Consider the following 19,857-nt stretch of genomic DNA (forward strand, 5'->3'; position numbering starts at 1 on the left):
TAAAAATACAATAACTATGGAAACAAAGAAACAATCTGTCAAGAAACCGGCAGCCAAAAAGACCTCGGCCAAGAAAGCTGCTCCTACACAGCCTGAACATATCGGCTTGGTACGTAACGATTCGTGGTTGGAACCTTTCGAGGGAGCTATCCGTGGACGTCACGACCATGCTGTTTGGAAGATGAACCAGCTCACACAGAATGGCAAGAAAACGCTGAGTCAGTTTGCTTCTGGTCATCTTTATTTTGGTCTGCATAAGTTGTCAAAGGGTTGGGTGTTCCGTGAGTGGGCTCCTAACGCTACCGATATCTATCTGATTGGCGACTTTAATAACTGGCAGGAGAACGAGAAGTACCGTTGCAAGCGTATCGAGGGTACGGGCAACTGGGAGTTGAAACTCAGCGAAAAGGCCCTGAAACACGGTCAGCTTTACAAGATGAAAGTAAAGTGGAATGGGGGAGAAGGCGAGCGTATTCCCGCTTGGTGCCGTCGTGTGGTTCAGGACGAGAATACAAAGATTTTCTCAGCTCAGGTTTGGAATCCTGAGGAGAAATACGAGTTCAAGAAAAAGAACTTTAAACCCAAGAAGAACCCCTTGCTCATTTACGAGTGCCATGTAGGTATGGGACAGGATGCCGAGAAGGTTGGTACCTATAAGGAGTTTAAGGATAATGTGTTGCCACGCGTTATCAAGGATGGTTATAACTGCATTCAGGTGATGGCCATTCAGGAGCATCCTTATTACGGTTCATTCGGCTATCACGTATCATCATTCTTTGCACCAAGTAGTCGTTTTGGTACTCCAGAGGAGTTGAAGGAGCTTATTGATACTGCTCATAAGAATGGTGTGGCAGTTATTATGGATATCGTGCATTCGCATGCTGTTAAGAACGAGGTTGAGGGACTTGGCAATCTGGCTGGCGATCCTAATCAGTTCTTCTACCCAGGCGATCGTCACGAGCATCCGGCATGGGATTCGCTCTGTTTCGATTATGGTAAGGACGAGGTGCTGCATTTCCTGCTCTCTAACTGCAAATACTGGCTCGAGGAGTTTAAGTTCGATGGTTTCCGCTTTGATGGCGTTACCTCTATGCTTTACTACTCGCATGGTTTGGGTGAGGCCTTTGGTGGTTATGGTGATTACTTTAATGGTCACGAGGATGATAACGCCATCTGTTATCTCACCTTGGCCAACAAGCTGATACACGAGGTAAATCCTGCCGCTATCACCATCGCCGAAGAGGTATCAGGTATGCCCGGCCTCGCAGCTAAGTTCGAGGATGGTGGATATGGATTCGACTATCGTATGGCCATGAACATCCCCGATTACTGGATTAAGACGATTAAAGAGGTGCGCGATGAGGATATCAATGTGTGCTCAATCTTCTGGGAGGTTAAGAATCGTCGTCCTGATGAGAAGACTATCTCGTACTGCGAGAGTCACGACCAGGCACTTGTTGGCGATAAGACCATTATCTTCCGTTTGATTGATGCCGATATGTATTGGCACTTTGCTAAGAAGGATGTGAACGATATTGCCCAGCGCGGTATTGCCCTGCATAAGATGATCCGCTTGGTTACCGCTGCTGCCATTAATGGTGGCTACCTGAACTTTATGGGTAATGAGTTCGGACATCCAGAGTGGATCGACTTCCCACGCGAGGGTAATGGTTGGAGTTATAAGTACGCACGCCGTCAGTGGAATCTGGTAGATAACAAGGAACTTTGCTACCATTGGCTGGGCGACTTTGATCGCGAGATGCTGAAGGTGATTAAGAGCGTACGTAACTTCCAGGCTACACCTGTTACTGAGATATGGCACGATGATGGTGACCAGGTGCTCTGCTTTATGCGTGGCGACTTGGTATTTGTGTTCAACTTCTCGCCCACACGTAGCTATACCGATTATGGCTTCCTAGTTCCCACCGGTTCGTATAAGGTGGTTCTGAATACCGATTCGAAAGACTTTGGTGGAAACGGCTTTGCCGACGACACCGTTACCCACTTCACGAACTATGACCCGCTTTATGTGGCCGATCATAAGGAGTGGCTCAAACTCTATATCCCGGCTCGTTCAGCCGTTGTGTTGAAGAAAATTTAAAATATGAATTATCGTAAAAAGAAACAAGAAGGTAGCGCCATAACCATACGCGTTGTGTGCGCTATCGTTTTTATTCTCTTCTCTTGGTGCTGGTTGTATTATTTCCAGAACGATCTGCTGATGATGGCGCAGCATGTGCTCAGTCATGGTATTACGCATTATAATCGTTTGGTGGGTGCTGTAGGCATCACCTTTGTGCTTTATCTGCTCCAGCACCTTATTCATAAGGTAACACACCTTAATAAGAGCTTTTATGCGCTTACTTATTTCCCATCTATGTTGGCTTTGGGCATGCTTACTGATATTGTGCCCGATCCAGCTGGTGGTATCACGCACATGTTCTCGTGGTGGCTTATCATTGTTTATCTCTTACTTTGGGGTGGATGCACCTATTTCTTTACCAAACTGCAGGAGCTCGACGATGATCCAAATCCCCACATCCTGTCGCGTTCCATGTGGATGAACTTGCTTATCATGGTACTTCTTATGGTTCTGACGGTTAGTGTCGGCAATACCAATGCTGTGTTCCATTATCGTATGCGAGCAGAACGTTGTTTGCTCGAGGGCGATGTGGATGGCGCGTTGGCCGCAGGTAAAAAGTCGTTAGAGTGCGATGAGCATCTGGTGATGTTACGTATGCAGGCGTTGGCTCGTAAGGACGCCATAGGCGATAAACTCTTCGAGTATAAGGTGTGTGGTAACAGTAAGAGCATTCTGCCTACCGATGGACATTCTACCTTATTATTATATCCTGTCGACAGCGTGTATAAGTTCATGGGTGCAGCTCCTGCCTATCAGATGGAACCCATGCATTATCTCGAGTTGGTGCAGCACCATGTGTTGTGTAAGAATACTGTACCCAGTAAGGTGGTAGCCGATTATCAGTTGTCGGGGTATCTTATCGATAAGCAGATTGATAAATTTGCTGGTGAGGTAGGTAAGTATTACGCCCTGAACGATAGTCTGCCTAAGCACTATCGCGAGGCCTTGGTGCTCTATGGTCATCTGCGTTCCAAGCCTGTGGCTGTTTATCGTAACACCGTGTTAGACGAGGATTACGAAAACTTCCGCGAACTGCGCCGCCAGTATCCTAACAAAATGGAACAGAAGGGTAAGGTAGAAGACCAGTACTTTGGTACTTATTGGTATTACTATTGGTATGAATAATATTTGGCACGGATTTACACAGCTCTTTATATAAAGAAACACGGCTTTAGTATTTGCAACTAAGCCGTGTTTTTAATTTATTAAAGCCGTGTAATCTGTGCCTAATTATTTATAGAGGTAGCGTTTGATACTTCTCTTTGGTGTCTTCTCGAATTCCTCTTCGTGGATTTCGATTTCAGAGATCTTCTCGTAAGCAGGAATCATTTCGTTCAAACCGTTGCGGTTCTGTTCCATGATGTTCTTCAGATCCTCCTCTGAGAAGCCCATATTCTTAGCCTCGTCCATATCAGGGTGAACCAAAGCTACCAGCTTGTTATCACGCTGTACTACCACACTCTCAAGCACCATGGTCATCGAGTTCAACTTGTCCTCGATTTCCTCTGGATAGATGTTCTGTCCATTAGGACCCAACAGCATGTTCTTTGAGCGTCCGTTGATAAACACATTTCCATCGGCGTCCATTGTACCAAGGTCGCCAGTGTGGTACCATCCATCGCGGTCGATAGTCTCGGCTGTGGCCTCAGGGTTCTTATAGTATCCCAACATCACGTTTGGACCCTTGGTGAGAATCTCACCAGGAATACGCTGTGGGTCGGGTGATACAATTTTTACCTCCTGATGCAGGGCTGCACGTCCGCACGAACCTGGGGCAAAAGTATGCCAGTCGCGATAGCAGATGATAGGTGCACACTCGGTAGCGCCATAACCTACGGTGTAGGGGAAGTCGATACGCTTCAGGAATCGTTCTACCTCCTGGTTCAGGGCAGCACCACCAATGATTACCTCGTACATGTTGCCACCAAAGGCCTTCAGCACTTCCTGACAGATCATCTCGCGAACCTTCTTTGAGATTACAGGCATCTGCAGTAGCAGTCGCATACGGTTGTTCTGTATCTTTGGGAATACCTTCTTGCGGATAATCTTCTCGATGATGAGAGGTACGGCGATAACGATACGTGGACGAATCTCAGCCAGAGCCTGTGCGATGATAGCGGGCGAAGGTACACGGTTCAGATAGTACACATGACAACCGTACAGGAACTCGAATATGAATTCGAATGCCATACCATACATGTGTGCCATTGGTAACATCGAGATAACCTTATCGCCAGCCTTGATGGTATTGCCCAATACGCTCACGGCAAAGTCGAAGTTCGACCAGAGTGCGCGATAGGGCAGCATAACGCCTTTCGAGAAACCTGTTGTGCCGCTGGTATAGTTAATAACGGCCATTTCCTCTGGACTCTCCTCCATATAATAATGTACATGCTCCTTGCGGAAGTACTTGGGGAATTTCTTTCCATAGAGTTCATTAAGATGTTCGCGCGCGTAGGTTAATTTGTCGGTACGCGAAATCATGAGTGAGTAATCGGGGTTGTTGATGATACCCTCGAGTGTTGGCATGGCTTGGGGATCGATGATGGTAGCCACATGGTCGCCCACAAACAGCAGGCGGGCTTCAGAGTGGTTCACGATGTTGTGTACCTGCTCGGCATTAAACTCGTGCAGAATGGGCACAGCAATAGCACCGTAGGTAAGTGTGGCTAAGAAGGCCACAGCCCATTGTGATGAATTGCGACCGCAGAGGGCAATCTTATCGCCCTTCTGAATGCCGCTGTTTTCGAAAAGGATATGCAACTTTTCGATTTTTCTGGCTACGTCATGAAACTGCAGTGTCTGACCCTTAAAATCGGTCAGCGCGTCGCGATCCCAATTATCAATGATGCTCTTTTGAATCAGAGCGTTAAAACTAGGTATATGTTCCATAAGCTGTTAGTTATTCTTATATAGGTAGCGTTTTATACTCTTCTTTGGTGTCTTGGCGAACTCCTCTTCATGCAGTTCGATAGCCGAGATACGGCTGTAAGCAGGCAGCATGTTGTTAAGCTCCTGACGGTTCTGCTCCATGATGTGTTCCAACTCCTCCTGACTGAAGCTTACCACCTCGTCCTGATCAGGGTGAACCAAAGCCACCAGTTTTTCTCCACGCTGAATCACGATGCTCTCTGAAACCATAGCCATCGTGTTCAACTTGTCCTCAATCTCTTCTGGATATACGTTCTGTCCGTTGGCGCCCAACAGCATGTTCTTCGAGCGTCCGCGAATAAAGATGTGTCCGCTTGGCAGCATAGTGCCTAAGTCGCCAGTATGATACCAACCCTCTTCGTCGATAGCCTCGCGTGTGGCCTCATCGTTCAGGTAGTAACCTAACATCATGTTGGTACCCTTGGTAACAATCTCGCCAGCCACGTTCTGTGGGTCAGAACTCAGAATCTTCACCTCCATACGGTCGACAGGTTGTCCAACCGATCCGCCTATAAAGTCGTGGTAGTCTGAGAACGAAATCAGTGGGGCGCACTCGGTAGTGCCATAACCCACGGTGATGGGGAATCCGATTGAGAGCAGGAACTCCTCAACCTCCTTAGAGAGTGGGGCTCCACCTACAATCACCTCGTACAGGTTGCCGCCAAAGGCGTTATATACCTCGTTGCAAATGCGGCTCTTAACCTTCTTGCTCACTACTGGCATGTTCAGCAGCAGTCGCATACGGTTGTTCTGTATCTTGGGGAATACATTTTTACGGATTATCTTCTCGATAATCAGCGGAACGGTAATGATACATGCGGGTTTAACGGTAGTAAACGCCTCGGCAATGATAGCTGGACTCGGCAGGCGAGTAAGGAAGAACAGATGGCAACCGTTGCAGAATCCGAACAGGAACTCAACGGCCATACCATACATGTGTGCCATAGGCAGAATACTCAGCATGTTGTCGCCGGCCTTTACGTTGCGACCAAGTATTCGCAAACAAAACTCTACGTTACCCCAAATAGCGCGGTAGGGCAGCATCACGCCTTTCGAAAAGCCCGTTGTACCGCTGGTGTAGTTAATCATCGACAACTCCTCGGCCGTATCCTCATGGTATTTTACATGTTCGGCACGGAATGCTTTGGGGAACTTGCTACCAAACATCATATTAAGATGTTCGCGTGCGTATGTGATCTTCTCAGATCGCGATACGTGAAGCGAGAAATCGGGCAAGTTAAAGATAGCCTCCAAAGCAGGCATGGCTTCAGCGTCGATAGTCTTAACCGCAAAATCGCCTACAAACAGCAGACGAGCGCCTGAGTGGTTCACAATATTCTGAATCTGCTCGCCGTTAAACTCATGCAGGATGGGTACGGCAACTGCACCATAGGTGAGTGTAGCTAAGAACGCAACAGCCCAATGGGCAGAGTTGCGACCGCAAATGGCAATCTTGTCGCCCTTTACTACATCGCTGTTCTCGAATAATATGTGGAGTTTCTCAATTTTGCGTGCAACGTCGTGATACTGAAGCGTGATGCCCTGATAATCAGTAAGGGCATCTTGATTCCAGTTGTCTACAATCGCTTTCTGTATTAAAGCATTAAAACTGCTAAATTCTTTCATTAAAACTGCACAATTTTTGAAATTTTGTGCAAAGGTAATTCATTTTTTGCACACTACCAAATGTTTTTGTGCAATTTTTTAAAAATTTACTCGTATCTCATAGATTTCGCTGGATGAATGTGCGAAATCAAGTAACTTGGTGCTATCAGCACAAACACACAGATCAACAAAGTGGCTATGTTGATGAGTGCTACCAATGGCAGATTCAGCTCCATGGGAGCCTCGCTCACATAGTAGGTTTGTGGGTCGAGGGTGATAAAACCTGTGTATTTTTGGAGCAGAACGATGCCGATACCCACAATGTTACCCCAGAACAATCCCTGACCGATGATGAATACCGAGAACCACAGGAACGTGTGGCGAACAGTCTTGTTGCGGGCGCCTAAGGCCTTCAGGATACCAATCATCTGTGTGCGCTCCAGAATGATGATGAGCAAACCGCTAATCATTGTGAAGCCTGCCACGCAAACCATCAGTGCCAGGATAATCCATACGTTGATATCAAGCAGCTCCAACCACGAGAATACCTGTGGATACAACTCGTAAATGGTCTCGGATGTGAGCGAGTTGCCCTGCTCGTCGCTGGTGCGGTTAATGTTGTCGATAAACTGGTTGGCTGTTTCGTTCACCTTCTCGAAATCCTTCACCAGCACCTCAATACCAGTAGCCTGATTATCGGTCCAGCCGTTCAGTTTGTTGGCGGTATGCAGGTCGGTAAAACATAGCGTCTCATCAAAGCGCGTCATGTTTGTCTGGTAAATGCCGCTGATGGTGAACTTACGCGTGCGAACATCCTGATTATCGATGAAATAGCCAAATACCTTGTCGCCAACCTTAAGGCGTATCTTGTCTGCTATCATCTTGGAAACCAGCAACTTATACTTGCTTGTTTTATCACTGAATGAAGTGATGTTTCCTGCTATAAGGTGCTGACTCAGAAAGGTGGTATCGTATTCTTCGGCGATACCTTTGATGGCTATTCCCAAGAAATCCTCGTCGGTTTTCAGGATACCCTGCGTCATGCTGAAGCGTTCGGCTTTGGCCACACCTGGCAACTTGCCAACAGCCTTCATCAAGCTGTCGTTGGCGCAGATAGGGTGAGGATCAGAACCGTTGTAGTTCATGATATTATGTACCTGGATATGACTACCAAAGCCCACCACCTTGTCGCGGATGGTATGCTTAAAACCAAGTACCACGCTTACCGTTACTATCATCACAGCCAGTCCGATAGCCACGCCGATGGTGGCTATACGAATAGCTGGGCGACTCACTTTTCGTTTGTCGCCCTGATCGCTATATATTCTTTTGGCTATGTATAGAGGAAAATTCAAAACTTCAATCCTTCAATTTTTAGTCCTCATCCACTCGTCCAGGGTAAGCTTCGAGTGCCTTGCGCAGTACGATAAGTGCGCGCTCAAGGTCTTTCTTCTGTAATACGTAGGCGATACGTACCTGATTGATACCTGCACCTGGGGTGGTGTAGAATCCGGCTGCTGGGGCCATCATCACGGTCTCGCCCTCGTACTCAAACTCCGACAGGCACCAACGGCAGAACTTCTCGGCATCATCTACAGGCAACTTAGCTACGGTGTAGAAAGCACCCATAGGGATAGGTGAGTAAACACCAGGAATGCGGTTCAGTCCGTCGATCAGGCACTTACGGCGCTCAACGTACTCGTCGTACACGTCGCGATAGTATTCCTCAGGGGCATCCAGCGAAGCCTCGGCCACAATCTGTCCGATGAGTGGGGGAGAGAGGCGAGCCTGACAGAACTTCATCACGGCCTTACGTACCTCAGCGTTCTTGGTAATCAGGGCGCCGATACGGATACCACACTCTGAGTAACGCTTAGATACTGAGTCGATCAGGATCACGTTCTGTTCGATACCCTCCAGATGGCAAGCCGAAATATAAGGCGAGCCAGTGTAGATGTACTCACGATACACCTCGTCGGAGAAGAGATACAGATCGTACTTCTTCACCAGGTCGCGAATCTGGTTCATTTCGCGGCGTGTGTACAGATAACCCGTTGGGTTGTTGGGGTTACATATCATAATAGCGCGTGTGCGCTCATTAATCAGCTCCTCGAATTTCTCTACCTTGGGGAGCGAGAAACCCTCCTCGATGGTAGTGGCAATAGTGCGGATTTTGGCTCCTGCCGAAATGGCAAAGGCCATATAGTTGGCGTAAGCAGGCTCTGGTACGATAATCTCATCGCCAGGATTCAGGCAGCTCAGGAATGCAAACAGCACCGCCTCGCTACCACCACTGGTAATGATGATATCATCAGCTGTTACGTTGATATTGTACTTAGCATAATAGTCTACCAACTTTTCGCGATAGCTCTGATAACCCTGCGAGGGTGAATACTCCAGGATACTGCGATCTATCTGCTTCAGGGCGTCGAGTCCTACTTGCGGTGTTGGCAGGTCAGGCTGACCGATGTTCAGATGGTACACCTTGGTACCTCTTTTCTTAGCGGCTACAGCGAGAGGGGCGAGTTTTCTGATAGGCGACTCGGGCATCTCTAGTCCGCGAACTGATATCTCAGGCATCTTTCTATTTTACGATTTGACAATTTACTATTTCATTATTTTGCGGTGCAAAGTTACTAAAATATTTTTAAATCGTGCTTTTTTTCGATTTATTTGTTTACTTTTGCAGCAAAATTGTGAGCTTACGATGAATTTCGAGGAATTATTAGAAACGCGTGACGTTAGAAAAACCACGAAAGTCCGTCTTCCCTACGGTTACTTCTACAAGCGGTTGATCGATGGAAAGTACTCTAACTTCGTGGAGTTCCACGACGAGGTGGCCGATCATGTCGCCTTTAGTAATTGTGTGCGTACCGAGGCTGCCGATATGGATAAGGTAAAGGATAAGCACCAGTTGCACTTTGTGCCCAACGAGGGCGACGGCGGTGTTTATGCCATAGCGGTTGAGGTGGGTAACTTTGTTACTTTCGAGCAGCTGCTGAACGAGAATCCGGCTGTTTTGGCGCGCGAGGATTTTGCCAACAACACGTTGCGCGATCTGGTAGAACTCACCCATCAGCTTAACGAGCAGGGCGTGTACCATGTATGTTTTGCCCCCTGTAATGTGCTGGCTCGCAAAAACGATGCTACCATCCGCCTGCTTTGTCATGGTTCGTTCTATGCCAAGTTGGATCAGGAGATACTGTACGACGGACTTGAGGATTACGTAGCGCCCGAGGTTTTGGCTGGTGGCGAGATTGATGCCCGTGCCGATGTGTACTCGATGGCCAAGTTTGTGGTGTGGCTGTATCACTCAGCCGGTCTGCCTTTCGAGTGGCGCCAGATTATCACTAAGGCCACAGCCGAGGACCCCGACCGCCGTTATCAGTCGGTTCACGATTTCTACCATGCGCTCATCAGTCGCAAGCAGATGCGCCGCACAGCCTTGGTGGGTTTTGCTGCAGTTGCTATTGCGCTGGCCATTGTGGGTAGCTATTTCTATATGTTGCCCCAGCCCGAGGACGTAGAATACGTAAAGGCCGTTGAGGAGCCTATCCCCGATGATATGCTCGACGAGGAGAACCTGCTTTACGGCTTGGGTGCCGATGCCGATTCGGCTACCATCGCCAATATCGTGGCCAGGCAGATGCGTATGAAGGATTCGCTCACTATCGACGAGAAGGAGATGAAGGAGTATCAGGCCAAGGCCGAGCAGATATTCCGCAAGCAGTTTACCAAAGAGGCCGACCGCATCCTATCGAAGGTTTATAACAACAAGCAGATGAACCTTTCGGAAAAGGATTTTATGGCGCGCAGCCGTAGTATGACTCAGGAGTTGGCCAAGGCCGAACAGGATCTTGCCAAGCAAAGCAACCTGGGTAACGAGCGCTCGCAGCGCATTGCCAGTGAGATTATCGACCAGCTTACCACCAAGAAAATGGAGGCGCTGGACAAAGATTATATGGGAATAAAAAAGAATAAAACAGAAAAGAAATGAGAAGTAGAACAGCAACGTGGTTTGAATGCAAGATCCGTTATGAGAAGGTAACCGAGGACGGCTTGCAGAAGAAAGTAAACGAAAATTATGTAGTCGACGCCCTGAGTTTCAGCGAGGCCGAGACTCGCATCACCGAGGAGATGTCGTCGTATATCAGCGGCGAGTTCGAGGTGGCCGATATAAAGAAAGCAGCTTACAAAGAGGTATTCTTTACCGATGATAACATTGCCGATAAGTGGTACAAGGCTAAGCTCCAGTTCATCACTATCGATGAGAAGACTGAGAAGGAGAAGCGTTCAACCGTTAACTACCTGGTTCAGGCAGGTTCGATGAACGGTGCCATGAAGAATATCGACGAGGTGATGGGCGGTACCATGATTGATTATGTGGTTGCGTCGGTAGCCGAGACAACGTTGATGGACGTTTACGAGTACGGCAAAAAGAACGATAAGCCCGAATACGAGCAGCAGTAAGAAACGCAAACGATACGATGATGGATTACGACGTTAAATCCCATCTGCACGAGGTGCTCGATACATTGCCACAAGGTGTTCGCCTTGTGGCTATCTCTAAATATCACCCTAACGAGTATATCGAGGCAGCCTACGAGGAGGGTCAGCGTGTGTTTGGCGAGAGTCACGAACAGGAGTTGCGCCAGAAGCATCAGTCGCTGCCTCAGGATATCGAATGGCACTTTATCGGCCATTTGCAGACCAACAAGGTAAAGTACATTGCACCTTATGTAACGATGATCGAGGCTGTTGACTCGCTCAAGTTGTTGCGCGAGATTAACAAGCAGGCCGAAAAGTGTGGTCGCCGTATCAAGGTGCTGCTCGAGCTGCATATTGCCGAGGAGGCTACCAAGTACGGTCTTACACTCGATGCCTGTCGCGAGCTGTTGGCAGCTGGCGAGTGGCGCGAGCTGCAGCATGTGCAGATTTGTGGCTTGATGATGATGGCATCGTTTGTAGATGACAAAGCGCAGATTCGCCAGGAGATGCAGACTGCTCGCGATTTCTTCGACGAGGTGAAGGCTCAGTATTTTGCCGACGACGATGCGTTTTGTGAGCGTTCGTGGGGTATGAGCGATGATTATCCCATCGCCCTGCAGACAGGCTCAACCATGATACGTGTGGGCACTAAGATTTTTGGTCCCCGCGTTTATTAAAGTAGTACTGATCGCGCTTACGTGTAATCTTGCCAAAGTTGATGGCATGCACGGGGCAATAATGATAACAGGCTAAACAAGAGGTACACCGTCCGTTGTGAATCCACTCGGGCGGTGTTCCTTGTATATTATCTACAGGGCACACTTTTATGCATTTGCCACATTTGATACACGCATCCTCATCAACCGTAAACTTCTTGTCGTTTACCATGCGGGCATTAAAGTAAGCACCAATCACGTACGAGTAGAGTCGGGGAGTGCCGCCTTTTACTAACTCCTCAACACCCGTCGTGCGTTCGCGTATAACCGATATGATATGTGGCAGCATCTTTCGTGCCTGGTTTATCTTGGCGTGCTCTTTCTCCTCAGTATCCGTGTACATAAACGGCAGGCAGACATAGCTCTCGGGCATCACAACGGCAAACTGCGTGGTGGCCTGCAAGCCGATAGTGGCTAAATCCTTGTTCAGTATCGTCATCGTTTCGCCCATGTTGTCGCCACAGGTCGTCAGCGCCCAGCAGTAACAGTTGACAGTTCTTGCCTTGCAAGCCAGCGGAGCTGGAGCGGACAATTGATAATTGATAATTAATTTTTTGATAAACTCGCGTACGATTCTGGGTGGTTGCCAGCCATGGGTGGGGAAGCAGAAGCCGATGGTTTCGTTCTGCTTTAACTCAAACTGGTACTGTCCCTTACGTATCAAGTCGGGGATGTAATAAAGCTCTTCACCGATGGCCTCGCTAATCTGCTTGGCCACCCATTTGGTGTTTCCTGTGCCTGTAAAATAGAATATCATGGTGCAAAAATACATTTTTTTGTTGATATTCTGATTAAAGTTTCGTGTTTTTCGCAAAAACAATATACCTTTGCAGGGTCGAAACCTAAAAAAACGACGAATTAAATATTATTAACGGTTAGTGATGCAAGATTTTGGGTTGTAGTGCATTTAGAGTGTGTACAATTCAAATCACAAAACAAAAACAATAAGTAAAAAAATGAAAGCATTAAAAATTTTCTCTGTTGCATGCTGCATGGCAGCTGTTTGTTTAACATCGTGTATTGGTGATGATAGCAGTGAGGTTAAGAACCTTACTCAAGGCGAGATTGCTACCTGTTTGAATGCCGTTCGTGGCACTCATCTTGGTAAGGTGTATTATTCGGCTCCCACCCAGAAGGATGTGAATAACGTAGATTCAGTGGAGCTCAGCTGGACTATCTCTACCGATAGCACCATGACCATTCACGATTTCCCCGCCCGTTTGCTGGCTCACAATATCGATAGCGTAAGTACTCAGGGTAAGGAGTTGCGTGCTGCCCTTCAGGCTTGTCCCGATCAGGACATCGATTGCTACATTGGCTTTATGAAGATTTCGCCTATCTACTGGCTCATTAACCCCAAGGCTCCAAAATATACTGTTAAGCTCAACGATGGCGAGCACAAGGTACAGGTGGCTTTCTATTCTACCAACACCTATTCAAGCGGTATCTATAACACCAGCACTAAGGAGTTCTCGATGGAGATTATCGAGGGTGCCATCTATATGGACGATAAGCTTACCTCATATCTTAGCAAGGACACACCATTTGTTTTTTATCGCAACAAATAATAAGTGGTGATGAGCGATAATAGTGAGGAACTATTCCCTGTGGTGGCCGACGACGGCAGCGTTATCGGCTCAGCCACACGAGGCGAGTGCCATAGTGGCTCTCGTCTTTTGCATCCTGTGGTGCATCTGCATGTGTTTAACAGTAAGGGCGAGGTGTATCTGCAGCGCCGCCCTGAGTGGAAGGATATTCAGCCAGGCAAGTGGGATACCAGCGTGGGCGGTCATATAGATTATGGCGAGAACCCAGAGCAGGCCTTGGTGCGCGAGGTGCGCGAGGAACTTGGTATGACCGACTTTAAGCCCGAGCGGGTAGGAATGTACGTATTTGAGAGTGCACGCGAGCGCGAATTGGTATATGTACATCGCACCGTTTACGATGGTCCTGTTACCCCTTCGGCCTCTGAGCTTGATGGTGGTAGGTTCTGGAGCATCCAGGAGATACGTCTGGCGATGGGGCGCGGATTCCTGACGCCTAATTTCGAGAGCGAGTTTCGCAAGTTTTTCTTGGCGCGATAACCCTCTGTAATACTATATTTTAAGTCCTGCAACCTGTGTTGTGGGACTTATTTTTATACAGCTCATATCCATAAAACCAAAACTCCAAAAATGGTTTCCTTAAAATTAATTAACAGGCGCTTGTAGTACCAAATATAATGCTTACCTTTGCGCCACAAAAATGAATTGTTTTCAGTAACACCAACACCAAAAAGGGAATTTTATTCACCAACACCAAACAAAAATTTATGAGATTAAAATGTATGATGGCCGCAGTGGCCTTATTGTTTTCAGGAGTTCTGCTATTCTTTACATCATGTGACAACCAACACGATTATCAGATTCAGGACGATGTTCTTTACACATTGCTTGCTCCCTACAACGTGGAGGGCATGGAACAACGTGGTGATAGCTTGTACGAGGCTGGACAGATTACCGACCTTTGCCGCAAGTTCTATCACGCTTACCCTCTTTGCAGTAAACATCACCAGTTTAACGCGGCCGTTCCCATTTTCCGTGAGATGCTGAAGGATGGTACTGAGGATTCGCTGGAGCGTTTGTTCCAGATTTATGCTGCTTCGGAGCTGACGATGATTCTGCGCTATCAGGGTCATATCGAGACTTCGATGCTTACAGCCATTGATGCCATGCAGCGATTCTCGCTCGACGAGGCGCTGCAGGACCAGATTGCCCTCGAGAGCTATATCCGCTTAGGAACCTTTGTGGGCGACGGTATGGTGTCGACAGGCGACTATGACGAGGCTGAAAAGCAGTTCCGGAAGTACTTCGATCTCTCTAACGAGATGAAGGATGGTGTGCTGCGACTGGCCGAGTGGTATCCACGCCATTTCGAGCTGTTCGAGATTATCATCCGTGCCTACACCACCAGCGGTCAGTACGATCGTGTGCTGCCTTGGGTGGAGCGTTGCGAGGAGTCGGTTGATGAGTATTACAAGTCGCCCGAGTTTAAGGATATGCCTCACACCACAACACAGTTTGTTGAGGGCTATCTTGCTGGTGCTCAGATATGTAAGGCTGTTGCGCTCGAGCATTTGGGTAGACCTGATGAAGCTGCTGAGGCTTACAATAAATACCTGAAGAGCGATATGGCTCACACCGTTATCGGTCGCCTTAATCGCGCCTTCTATCTCTCGGCCAGCCACCACTACCGCGAGGCTGCTATCATCTTCCAGAGTCTGGATAAGGCGCTGGCTGTTTATAGCCCCAGCATCTCGCTCGACTGGATTCACGAGTACTATCTGCCTAAGTTCGAAGCCAACCTGAATGCAGGTATGCGCGACTCGGCTTACGTGCAGGCTGCTATGATTTGCGAGCGCCTTGATACCACCCTGACTAAGTACATGCACGACGAGGGTAGTCAGCTGGGTCATATCTATGCCTCGCTGAAGAAAGAGGAGAAGATTATCGAGCAGGAAGAGCACATTATCCAGCAGCGCACCTGGGGCCTGTCGGGTTTCATTGTGCTGATGGTAGGCTTCTTCTCTAGCTATACCGTTCGTAACCGTCGTCACAGTCGCCGTTTGGCCGAGGTGAAGGCTGCTCAGGAGCGTATCGAGAGCGAGTTGCGGATTGCGCGCGATATCCAGATGAGTATGGTGCCTCACGAGTTCCCCAAGCACCACGGGCTTGATATGTTTGCCTATATGGAGCCTGCCAAGGAGGTTGGTGGCGACCTGTATGGTTACGTGTTCGACCATAACAAGTTGTATTTTGCTGTTGGCGACGTGAGTGGTAAGGGTATTCCTGCCTCGCTGTTTATGGCTCAGGTAACCCGCCTGTTCCATACCTTGGCCGATGAGCACCTGCAGCCCGCCCAGATTTGTAATATCATGAATAAGGAACTGTCGGGCGACGATAATATCAATGGTATGTTCGTAACCCTGTTTGTCGGTCTGCTTGATCTCGATAATGGTCACCTCAGTTTCTGTAATGCCGGTCATAATCCTCCTATCATTGATTGTGGCATCAAGGCTGCCGATTTCCTTACCATCGAGCCTAACGCACCTATTGGCTTGTGGCCCGAGGTAGAGTATATTGGCGAGGAGATTGAGAGTATCAAGGGCCGCACCCTGCTGGTTTACTCGGATGGTTTGAACGAGTCCGAGAACCTGGAGCAGAAGCAGCTGGGCGATGAGCGCTTGCTCGAAATCCTGCGCTATACTCCATTTGTATCGGCCCGCCAGATGATTAACCGTTTGCAGACCGAGGTTAACACCCATCGTAACGGAGCCGATCCAAACGACGATTTAACCATGCTCTGTTTGCGTGTAAGCTGATAATACCCAGCACAATATTTCATATATAGAGTCCATTGTCGGGAGCTCGCAGTGATGCGGGCTTCCGATCTTTTTTTGTAAAAATATGGTAAAAAGTTTGGTTGTATTAATTTTTTTTGTATCTTTGTACCCAAACAATCTTCTATTAATTTTGGAACAATGAAACCGAACTTTCTATATACCATCATAAAATCACTATCTGCAAAGCTCAGTTTGTGGGTGGTATTGTTCGTGTCAATATTGTTTGCCGCCACTTTCTCCTTGATGTTCTATTATGCCCGCCAGGCGGTTCACGACGAATCGCTGGGTAAGGCCGAGGATATACTTGATCAGTTTGAGATAGCGGTGGGGCAGAAGTTGCACGAGATTGAGGTGATAACCCGCCAGACGCATTGGTGGGTAGAGCAGAACATGACCGACACGCTCGAGATTGGGAAGTACACCCAGCAGATACTGGCCAACGAACCCACGATTATAGGTATTGCCACCGCCTTTGTGCCTGGCACCTTCCCCGATCGTGGCGAAAAGGATTATATGATTTACTATCACCGATGGAAGGGAAAGGTAGTCAGGAGCTCGCAGTTTGCTCACGACTCGTATCTGCACCAGCAGTGGTACGAGGAGCCAATGACCCACGATAAGAATATGTGGACAGAGCCCCGCGAGGATTACCGAACCGACGATGAGCCTATTATCACCTACGCCATGCCTATACACAAGGATGGTAAGGTAGTAGGTGTGTATGGTGTAGATATCTCTATCTATTGGTTGACGAAAATCATTTACGAGCAGCGCCCGTTACCTTATGTAACAGGTTCGCTCATGACCCATACGGGAGCTTTTGTCATCCATCCCGATACCTCGTTGTTGCGCCCACGCGCCATGTTTACGCTGATGGAGCAGTATCCTGAGGAGAAGTACAACTTAACAGCCTATAAGATGATGAACGGCCAGAGTGGTACCGAGCAGCTCAGCCTGAACGGTACGCCCCGTGTGTTAGCTTATAAGCCTTTCGAGAAAACCAAATGGGAGATTACGGTGGCATGCCCCGAGGACGAGATTATGGGTAACTACAACACGATGATTCCGCTGATGTTTGCTGTAGTACTGCTATCTCTGGTTGCTATCGTGGTGTTCTGCTCAGTATTTATCCATCGCGAGCTGCACCCGTTGCGCGCTCTCGAGAAGTCGGCCCGTTTGATTAAGAGCGGTCATTACGATGTGCCTATCAAGACCAGTAACCGCCAGGACGAGGTGGGTGTTCTGGCCAACAGTTTTATTACCATGCAACAATCCATCAGGCATCACCTCGACGAGATCGACCACAAGAATCTGATGCTGGTTGAGCAGAACTGGCTGCTTACCGAGGCTCAGAAGCATAAGACCGAGGCTGATAGGGTGAAGATGGTATTCCTGCAGAACATGACCGACCAGATGGACGAGCCCGTTAACGAGATATCGCGACTGGTAACCGAGGTGCGCCAGCATCATCATGAGATGCCGCACGAGCAGATTGTAGAGCTGGCCAATCAGGTTGATGCCCATACGTTTACTGTTACTCAGTTGCTGGACAAACTGCTCGAAGTTGCAACTAAAAATCAAGAAGAGGAGGGAGAGGCATGAGTATATTATTGAATCGCATCAAACGCAAGCTGTCGCTCAAACTCAGTTTGGGCATCCTCTTGTTCCTGGTAGTGGTGTTCACACTCTCTATCGGCACCCTGTTCCTCTATTCGCGCCAGCTGGTAAAGCAGCAGGCTATGGAGCGCGCCAACCTTGAGCTCAAGAATTGTACCGAGCGTGTAAACGAGCTGATGAACGAGGTGGAGACTGCCACCCGTACTGCCGTATGGCATCTGGGCGACGACATACGCCCCGACTCGCTGCTTAATTACATCCGATTGGTAGTAGGGCAGAATCCTAACTTCGATGGTTGTTCGGTGGCTATGTCGCCCGATTTCTTCCCCGATCGTGGCCGCTATTTCTCAGTTTATGCCTATAATCCTGAAAATGCCGATACGGTAGTGGCTAAGATCGAGGATCCTTACAACTATTTCGACAAACCTTGGTATCGCACAGCCGCCACCTTAGGCAAACCCTGCTGGGTTGAGGCTTATGCCGAGGATTTGCAGGGTGTAGAGTCGACTGATTTCAACGATATGATTGTGTCATACTGCGTGCCGATGTACGATCGCCACAAGCGTCTGATGAGTGTCATCTCAACCGACTTGGCCATCGACTGGCTGTCGGAGGTGATATCGTCGTATAAGCCGTATCCTAAATCGTATGTCATGTTGCTGGGTGCCGATGGCCAGTATATTGTGCATCCTGATACCACGAAGCTTAAGAGTCGTACCATCTTCAACGATGCCGACCCCACCAAGCAGCAGGATCTGATTTCGCTTGGTCACCAGATGATAGCCGGCAAGAAGGGTATGCTCAACGTAAAGGTGAACGGCGAGCCTTGCGTGGTGCTTTATCAGTCGCTCACCAAAACCCCGTGGAGCATGGCGCTGATTTGTTATGAGAGCGATATCTTTGTGAGCTACAACAAACTGCTCTACATTCTGATACCTGTGCTTACGTTTGGTTTGCTGCTCATTCTGGTATTCTGCCTCAATGTGGTGTCGATGATGGTGCAGCCGCTTAACGACCTGACCCGCCAGATCAGCTACATTACCGACGGCCACTTCCACGAGGCCATCAGCTTCAGTAGGCGTAAGGATGTGATAGGTCGCCTGCAGAATAATTTTGCTGAGATGCAACAGGCCCTGAGTAGTCATATCCTGGACCTGAAGCAAACCAACGAGGAGGCCGAGCGGATGAACCAGGATTTGGCCGAGGCTAACGAACAGGCGCATAAGGCCGCCGAGAAGAAGAACGAGTTCTTGCAGGATATAACCCACCAGATACGTACGCCGCTCAACATTATCAACGGCTTTACCCAGGTGCTGCGCGACGATTACGAGAGCATCCCTCAGGAGGAGCTCGGCAATATTACAGAAACTATGCAAACCAACGCCATTCTCATCAGTCGTATGGTGGGTATGCTTATTGTAGCCTCGAATGCCGGTAAGGATGTAAAGGTGGATACCCGTGAGCGTGTTTGTATTAAGGAGTTGATTCAGCATGTGGCCGATATCTATGCCTCGCGCCCGCCACATACCATCGATTTAACTACCGATGTGCAGGTGGATGATACACGTACGGTTAAAACCAATCGCGACTATCTTACCAAGGCCTTGAACGAGTTGCTGTTTAACGCCAAGAAGTTTACTACCGAGGGCCATGTAAAGCTGTCGGTAAAGACCGATGGACTCAAGGTGATGTTCTTTGTCGAGGATACAGGTCCTGGTATTAGTGAGAGTGTTCGCAAGAATCTTTTCGATACGTTCGAGAAGGGTGATATCTTTAGCGAGGGCTTAGGCTTGGGCTTGCCAGTATGCCGCCAGTTGGTGCGCCTGATTGGAGGCGAGCTGAAGCTGGATGCCACCTATACCAACGGCTCACGATTTGTGATTGTGATACCCGACGAAGAGGCATGGGTTGACCTGCACGACGACTTACGTTAACGTTTGAGTAAAAAAAACGTTCGCTTTCTCGTGTTGTTCGGC

15 protein-coding genes are annotated in these 19,857 nt (G+C 48.4%); 10 read left to right on the forward strand and 5 right to left on the reverse strand.

From position 1 onward, the window contains the following. Positions 1 to 16 precede the first annotated feature (16 nt). Both T499_RS0105420 and T499_RS0105425 read left to right on the forward strand, forming a co-directional pair. Positions 17 to 2,101, forward strand: a complete 2,085-nt coding sequence (locus tag T499_RS0105420; protein WP_033150014.1) for an alpha amylase C-terminal domain-containing protein — start codon at positions 17 to 19, stop codon at positions 2,099 to 2,101. Positions 2,102 to 2,104: 3 nt separating this feature from the next. Beyond that, positions 2,105 to 3,268 (forward strand): DUF6057 family protein, encoded by a 1,164-nt coding sequence (locus T499_RS0105425; RefSeq protein WP_052173433.1) that lies wholly within the window; start codon positions 2,105 to 2,107, stop codon positions 3,266 to 3,268. A 105-nt stretch (positions 3,269 to 3,373) separates the two neighbouring features. On the opposite strand, the gene T499_RS0105430 is transcribed toward T499_RS0105425, so the two are convergent. The 4 genes from T499_RS0105430 to T499_RS0105445 form a co-directional block, all read right to left on the reverse strand. After that, on the reverse strand, positions 3,374 to 5,035 hold the full coding sequence (locus tag T499_RS0105430) for an AMP-binding protein (protein WP_033150015.1): 1,662 nt from the start codon (positions 5,033 to 5,035) through the stop codon (positions 3,374 to 3,376). Positions 5,036 to 5,041: 6 nt separating this feature from the next. Next, positions 5,042 to 6,700, reverse strand: coding sequence for an AMP-binding protein (locus tag T499_RS0105435; protein WP_033150016.1), 1,659 nt, complete (start codon positions 6,698 to 6,700; stop codon positions 5,042 to 5,044). Between the two features lie 86 nt (positions 6,701 to 6,786). Then, positions 6,787 to 8,034 (reverse strand): ABC transporter permease, encoded by a 1,248-nt coding sequence (locus T499_RS0105440; RefSeq protein ID WP_033150017.1) that lies wholly within the window; start codon positions 8,032 to 8,034, stop codon positions 6,787 to 6,789. A gap of 19 nt (positions 8,035 to 8,053) precedes the next feature. Next, positions 8,054 to 9,259 (reverse strand): pyridoxal phosphate-dependent aminotransferase, encoded by a 1,206-nt coding sequence (locus tag T499_RS0105445; protein ID WP_013064730.1) that lies wholly within the window; start codon positions 9,257 to 9,259, stop codon positions 8,054 to 8,056. A 127-nt stretch (positions 9,260 to 9,386) separates the two neighbouring features. Between T499_RS0105445 and T499_RS0105450 the strand changes: the two genes are divergently transcribed. The 3 genes from T499_RS0105450 to T499_RS0105460 are packed head-to-tail and all read left to right on the forward strand — an operon-like array spanning position 9,387 to position 11,844. Then, positions 9,387 to 10,676: a protein kinase family protein gene (locus tag T499_RS0105450; protein WP_033150018.1), complete on the forward strand. Its 1,290-nt coding sequence runs from the start codon at positions 9,387 to 9,389 to the stop codon at positions 10,674 to 10,676. Next, a complete protein-coding gene (locus tag T499_RS0105455; protein ID WP_033150019.1) occupies positions 10,673 to 11,149 on the forward strand; it encodes a DUF4494 domain-containing protein in 477 nt (158 codons plus the stop codon). The genes T499_RS0105450 and T499_RS0105455 overlap by 4 nt, the downstream gene beginning before the upstream one ends. Before the next feature lie 20 nt (positions 11,150 to 11,169). Beyond that, positions 11,170 to 11,844 (forward strand): YggS family pyridoxal phosphate-dependent enzyme, encoded by a 675-nt coding sequence (locus T499_RS0105460; protein WP_033150020.1) that lies wholly within the window; start codon positions 11,170 to 11,172, stop codon positions 11,842 to 11,844. Here T499_RS0105460 and T499_RS0105465 read toward each other — a convergent pair. Further along, positions 11,816 to 12,640, reverse strand: a complete 825-nt coding sequence (locus T499_RS0105465) for an EFR1 family ferrodoxin (RefSeq protein ID WP_033150021.1) — start codon at positions 12,638 to 12,640, stop codon at positions 11,816 to 11,818. The two genes, T499_RS0105460 and T499_RS0105465, sit on opposite strands and share 29 nt — an antisense overlap. A gap of 199 nt (positions 12,641 to 12,839) precedes the next feature. On the opposite strand from T499_RS0105465, the gene T499_RS0105470 reads away from it, so the two are divergent. The 5 genes from T499_RS0105470 to T499_RS0105490 all read left to right on the forward strand — a co-directional run bounded on the left by T499_RS0105470 (position 12,840) and on the right by T499_RS0105490 (position 19,815). Further along, positions 12,840 to 13,451: a DUF4840 domain-containing protein gene (locus tag T499_RS0105470; RefSeq protein ID WP_033150022.1), complete on the forward strand. Its 612-nt coding sequence runs from the start codon at positions 12,840 to 12,842 to the stop codon at positions 13,449 to 13,451. A 6-nt stretch (positions 13,452 to 13,457) separates the two neighbouring features. Beyond that, the gene (locus tag T499_RS0105475; RefSeq protein WP_033150237.1) at positions 13,458 to 13,967 is read left to right on the forward strand and encodes an NUDIX hydrolase; all 510 of its coding nucleotides are present in this window, start codon (positions 13,458 to 13,460) and stop codon (positions 13,965 to 13,967) included. A 227-nt stretch (positions 13,968 to 14,194) separates the two neighbouring features. Then, the gene (locus T499_RS14105; protein WP_232221053.1) at positions 14,195 to 16,243 is read left to right on the forward strand and encodes a PP2C family protein-serine/threonine phosphatase; all 2,049 of its coding nucleotides are present in this window, start codon (positions 14,195 to 14,197) and stop codon (positions 16,241 to 16,243) included. Between the two features lie 159 nt (positions 16,244 to 16,402). Next, positions 16,403 to 17,866: a PDC sensor domain-containing protein gene (locus T499_RS0105485; RefSeq protein WP_084162907.1), complete on the forward strand. Its 1,464-nt coding sequence runs from the start codon at positions 16,403 to 16,405 to the stop codon at positions 17,864 to 17,866. Continuing rightward, complete coding sequence (locus T499_RS0105490; protein ID WP_033150024.1) at positions 17,863 to 19,815, forward strand: ATP-binding response regulator; 1,953 nt, start codon at positions 17,863 to 17,865, stop codon at positions 19,813 to 19,815. Before T499_RS0105485 ends, T499_RS0105490 begins: the two co-directional genes overlap by 4 nt. Positions 19,816 to 19,857: the final 42 nt, after the last annotated feature.

The sequence above is a fragment of the Prevotella sp. RM4 genome, from assembly GCF_000701965.1.
In the GTDB taxonomy this organism is placed as follows: Bacteria; Bacteroidota; Bacteroidia; order Bacteroidales; family Bacteroidaceae; genus Prevotella; species Prevotella ruminicola.

Bases quoted from the DNA above. Each gene is read 5' to 3' on its own strand.
- T499_RS0105485 (WP_084162907.1), top strand. From the start codon at position 16,403: ATGAAACCGAACTTTCTATATACCATCATAAAATCACTATCTGCAAAG.
- T499_RS0105460 (WP_033150020.1), top strand. From the start codon at position 11,170: ATGGATTACGACGTTAAATCCCATCTGCACGAGGTGCTCGATACATTG.
- T499_RS0105430 (WP_033150015.1), bottom strand. From the start codon at position 5,035: ATGGAACATATACCTAGTTTTAACGCTCTGATTCAAAAGAGCATCATT.
- T499_RS14105 (WP_232221053.1), top strand. From the start codon at position 14,195: ATGAGATTAAAATGTATGATGGCCGCAGTGGCCTTATTGTTTTCAGGA.
- T499_RS0105490 (WP_033150024.1), top strand. From the start codon at position 17,863: ATGAGTATATTATTGAATCGCATCAAACGCAAGCTGTCGCTCAAACTC.
- T499_RS0105470 (WP_033150022.1), top strand. From the start codon at position 12,840: ATGAAAGCATTAAAAATTTTCTCTGTTGCATGCTGCATGGCAGCTGTT.
- T499_RS0105465 (WP_033150021.1), bottom strand. From the start codon at position 12,640: ATGATATTCTATTTTACAGGCACAGGAAACACCAAATGGGTGGCCAAG.
- T499_RS0105420 (WP_033150014.1), top strand. From the start codon at position 17: ATGGAAACAAAGAAACAATCTGTCAAGAAACCGGCAGCCAAAAAGACC.
- T499_RS0105425 (WP_052173433.1), top strand. From the start codon at position 2,105: ATGAATTATCGTAAAAAGAAACAAGAAGGTAGCGCCATAACCATACGC.
- T499_RS0105435 (WP_033150016.1), bottom strand. From the start codon at position 6,700: ATGAAAGAATTTAGCAGTTTTAATGCTTTAATACAGAAAGCGATTGTA.
- T499_RS0105445 (WP_013064730.1), bottom strand. From the start codon at position 9,259: ATGCCTGAGATATCAGTTCGCGGACTAGAGATGCCCGAGTCGCCTATC.
- T499_RS0105455 (WP_033150019.1), top strand. From the start codon at position 10,673: ATGAGAAGTAGAACAGCAACGTGGTTTGAATGCAAGATCCGTTATGAG.
- T499_RS0105450 (WP_033150018.1), top strand. From the start codon at position 9,387: ATGAATTTCGAGGAATTATTAGAAACGCGTGACGTTAGAAAAACCACG.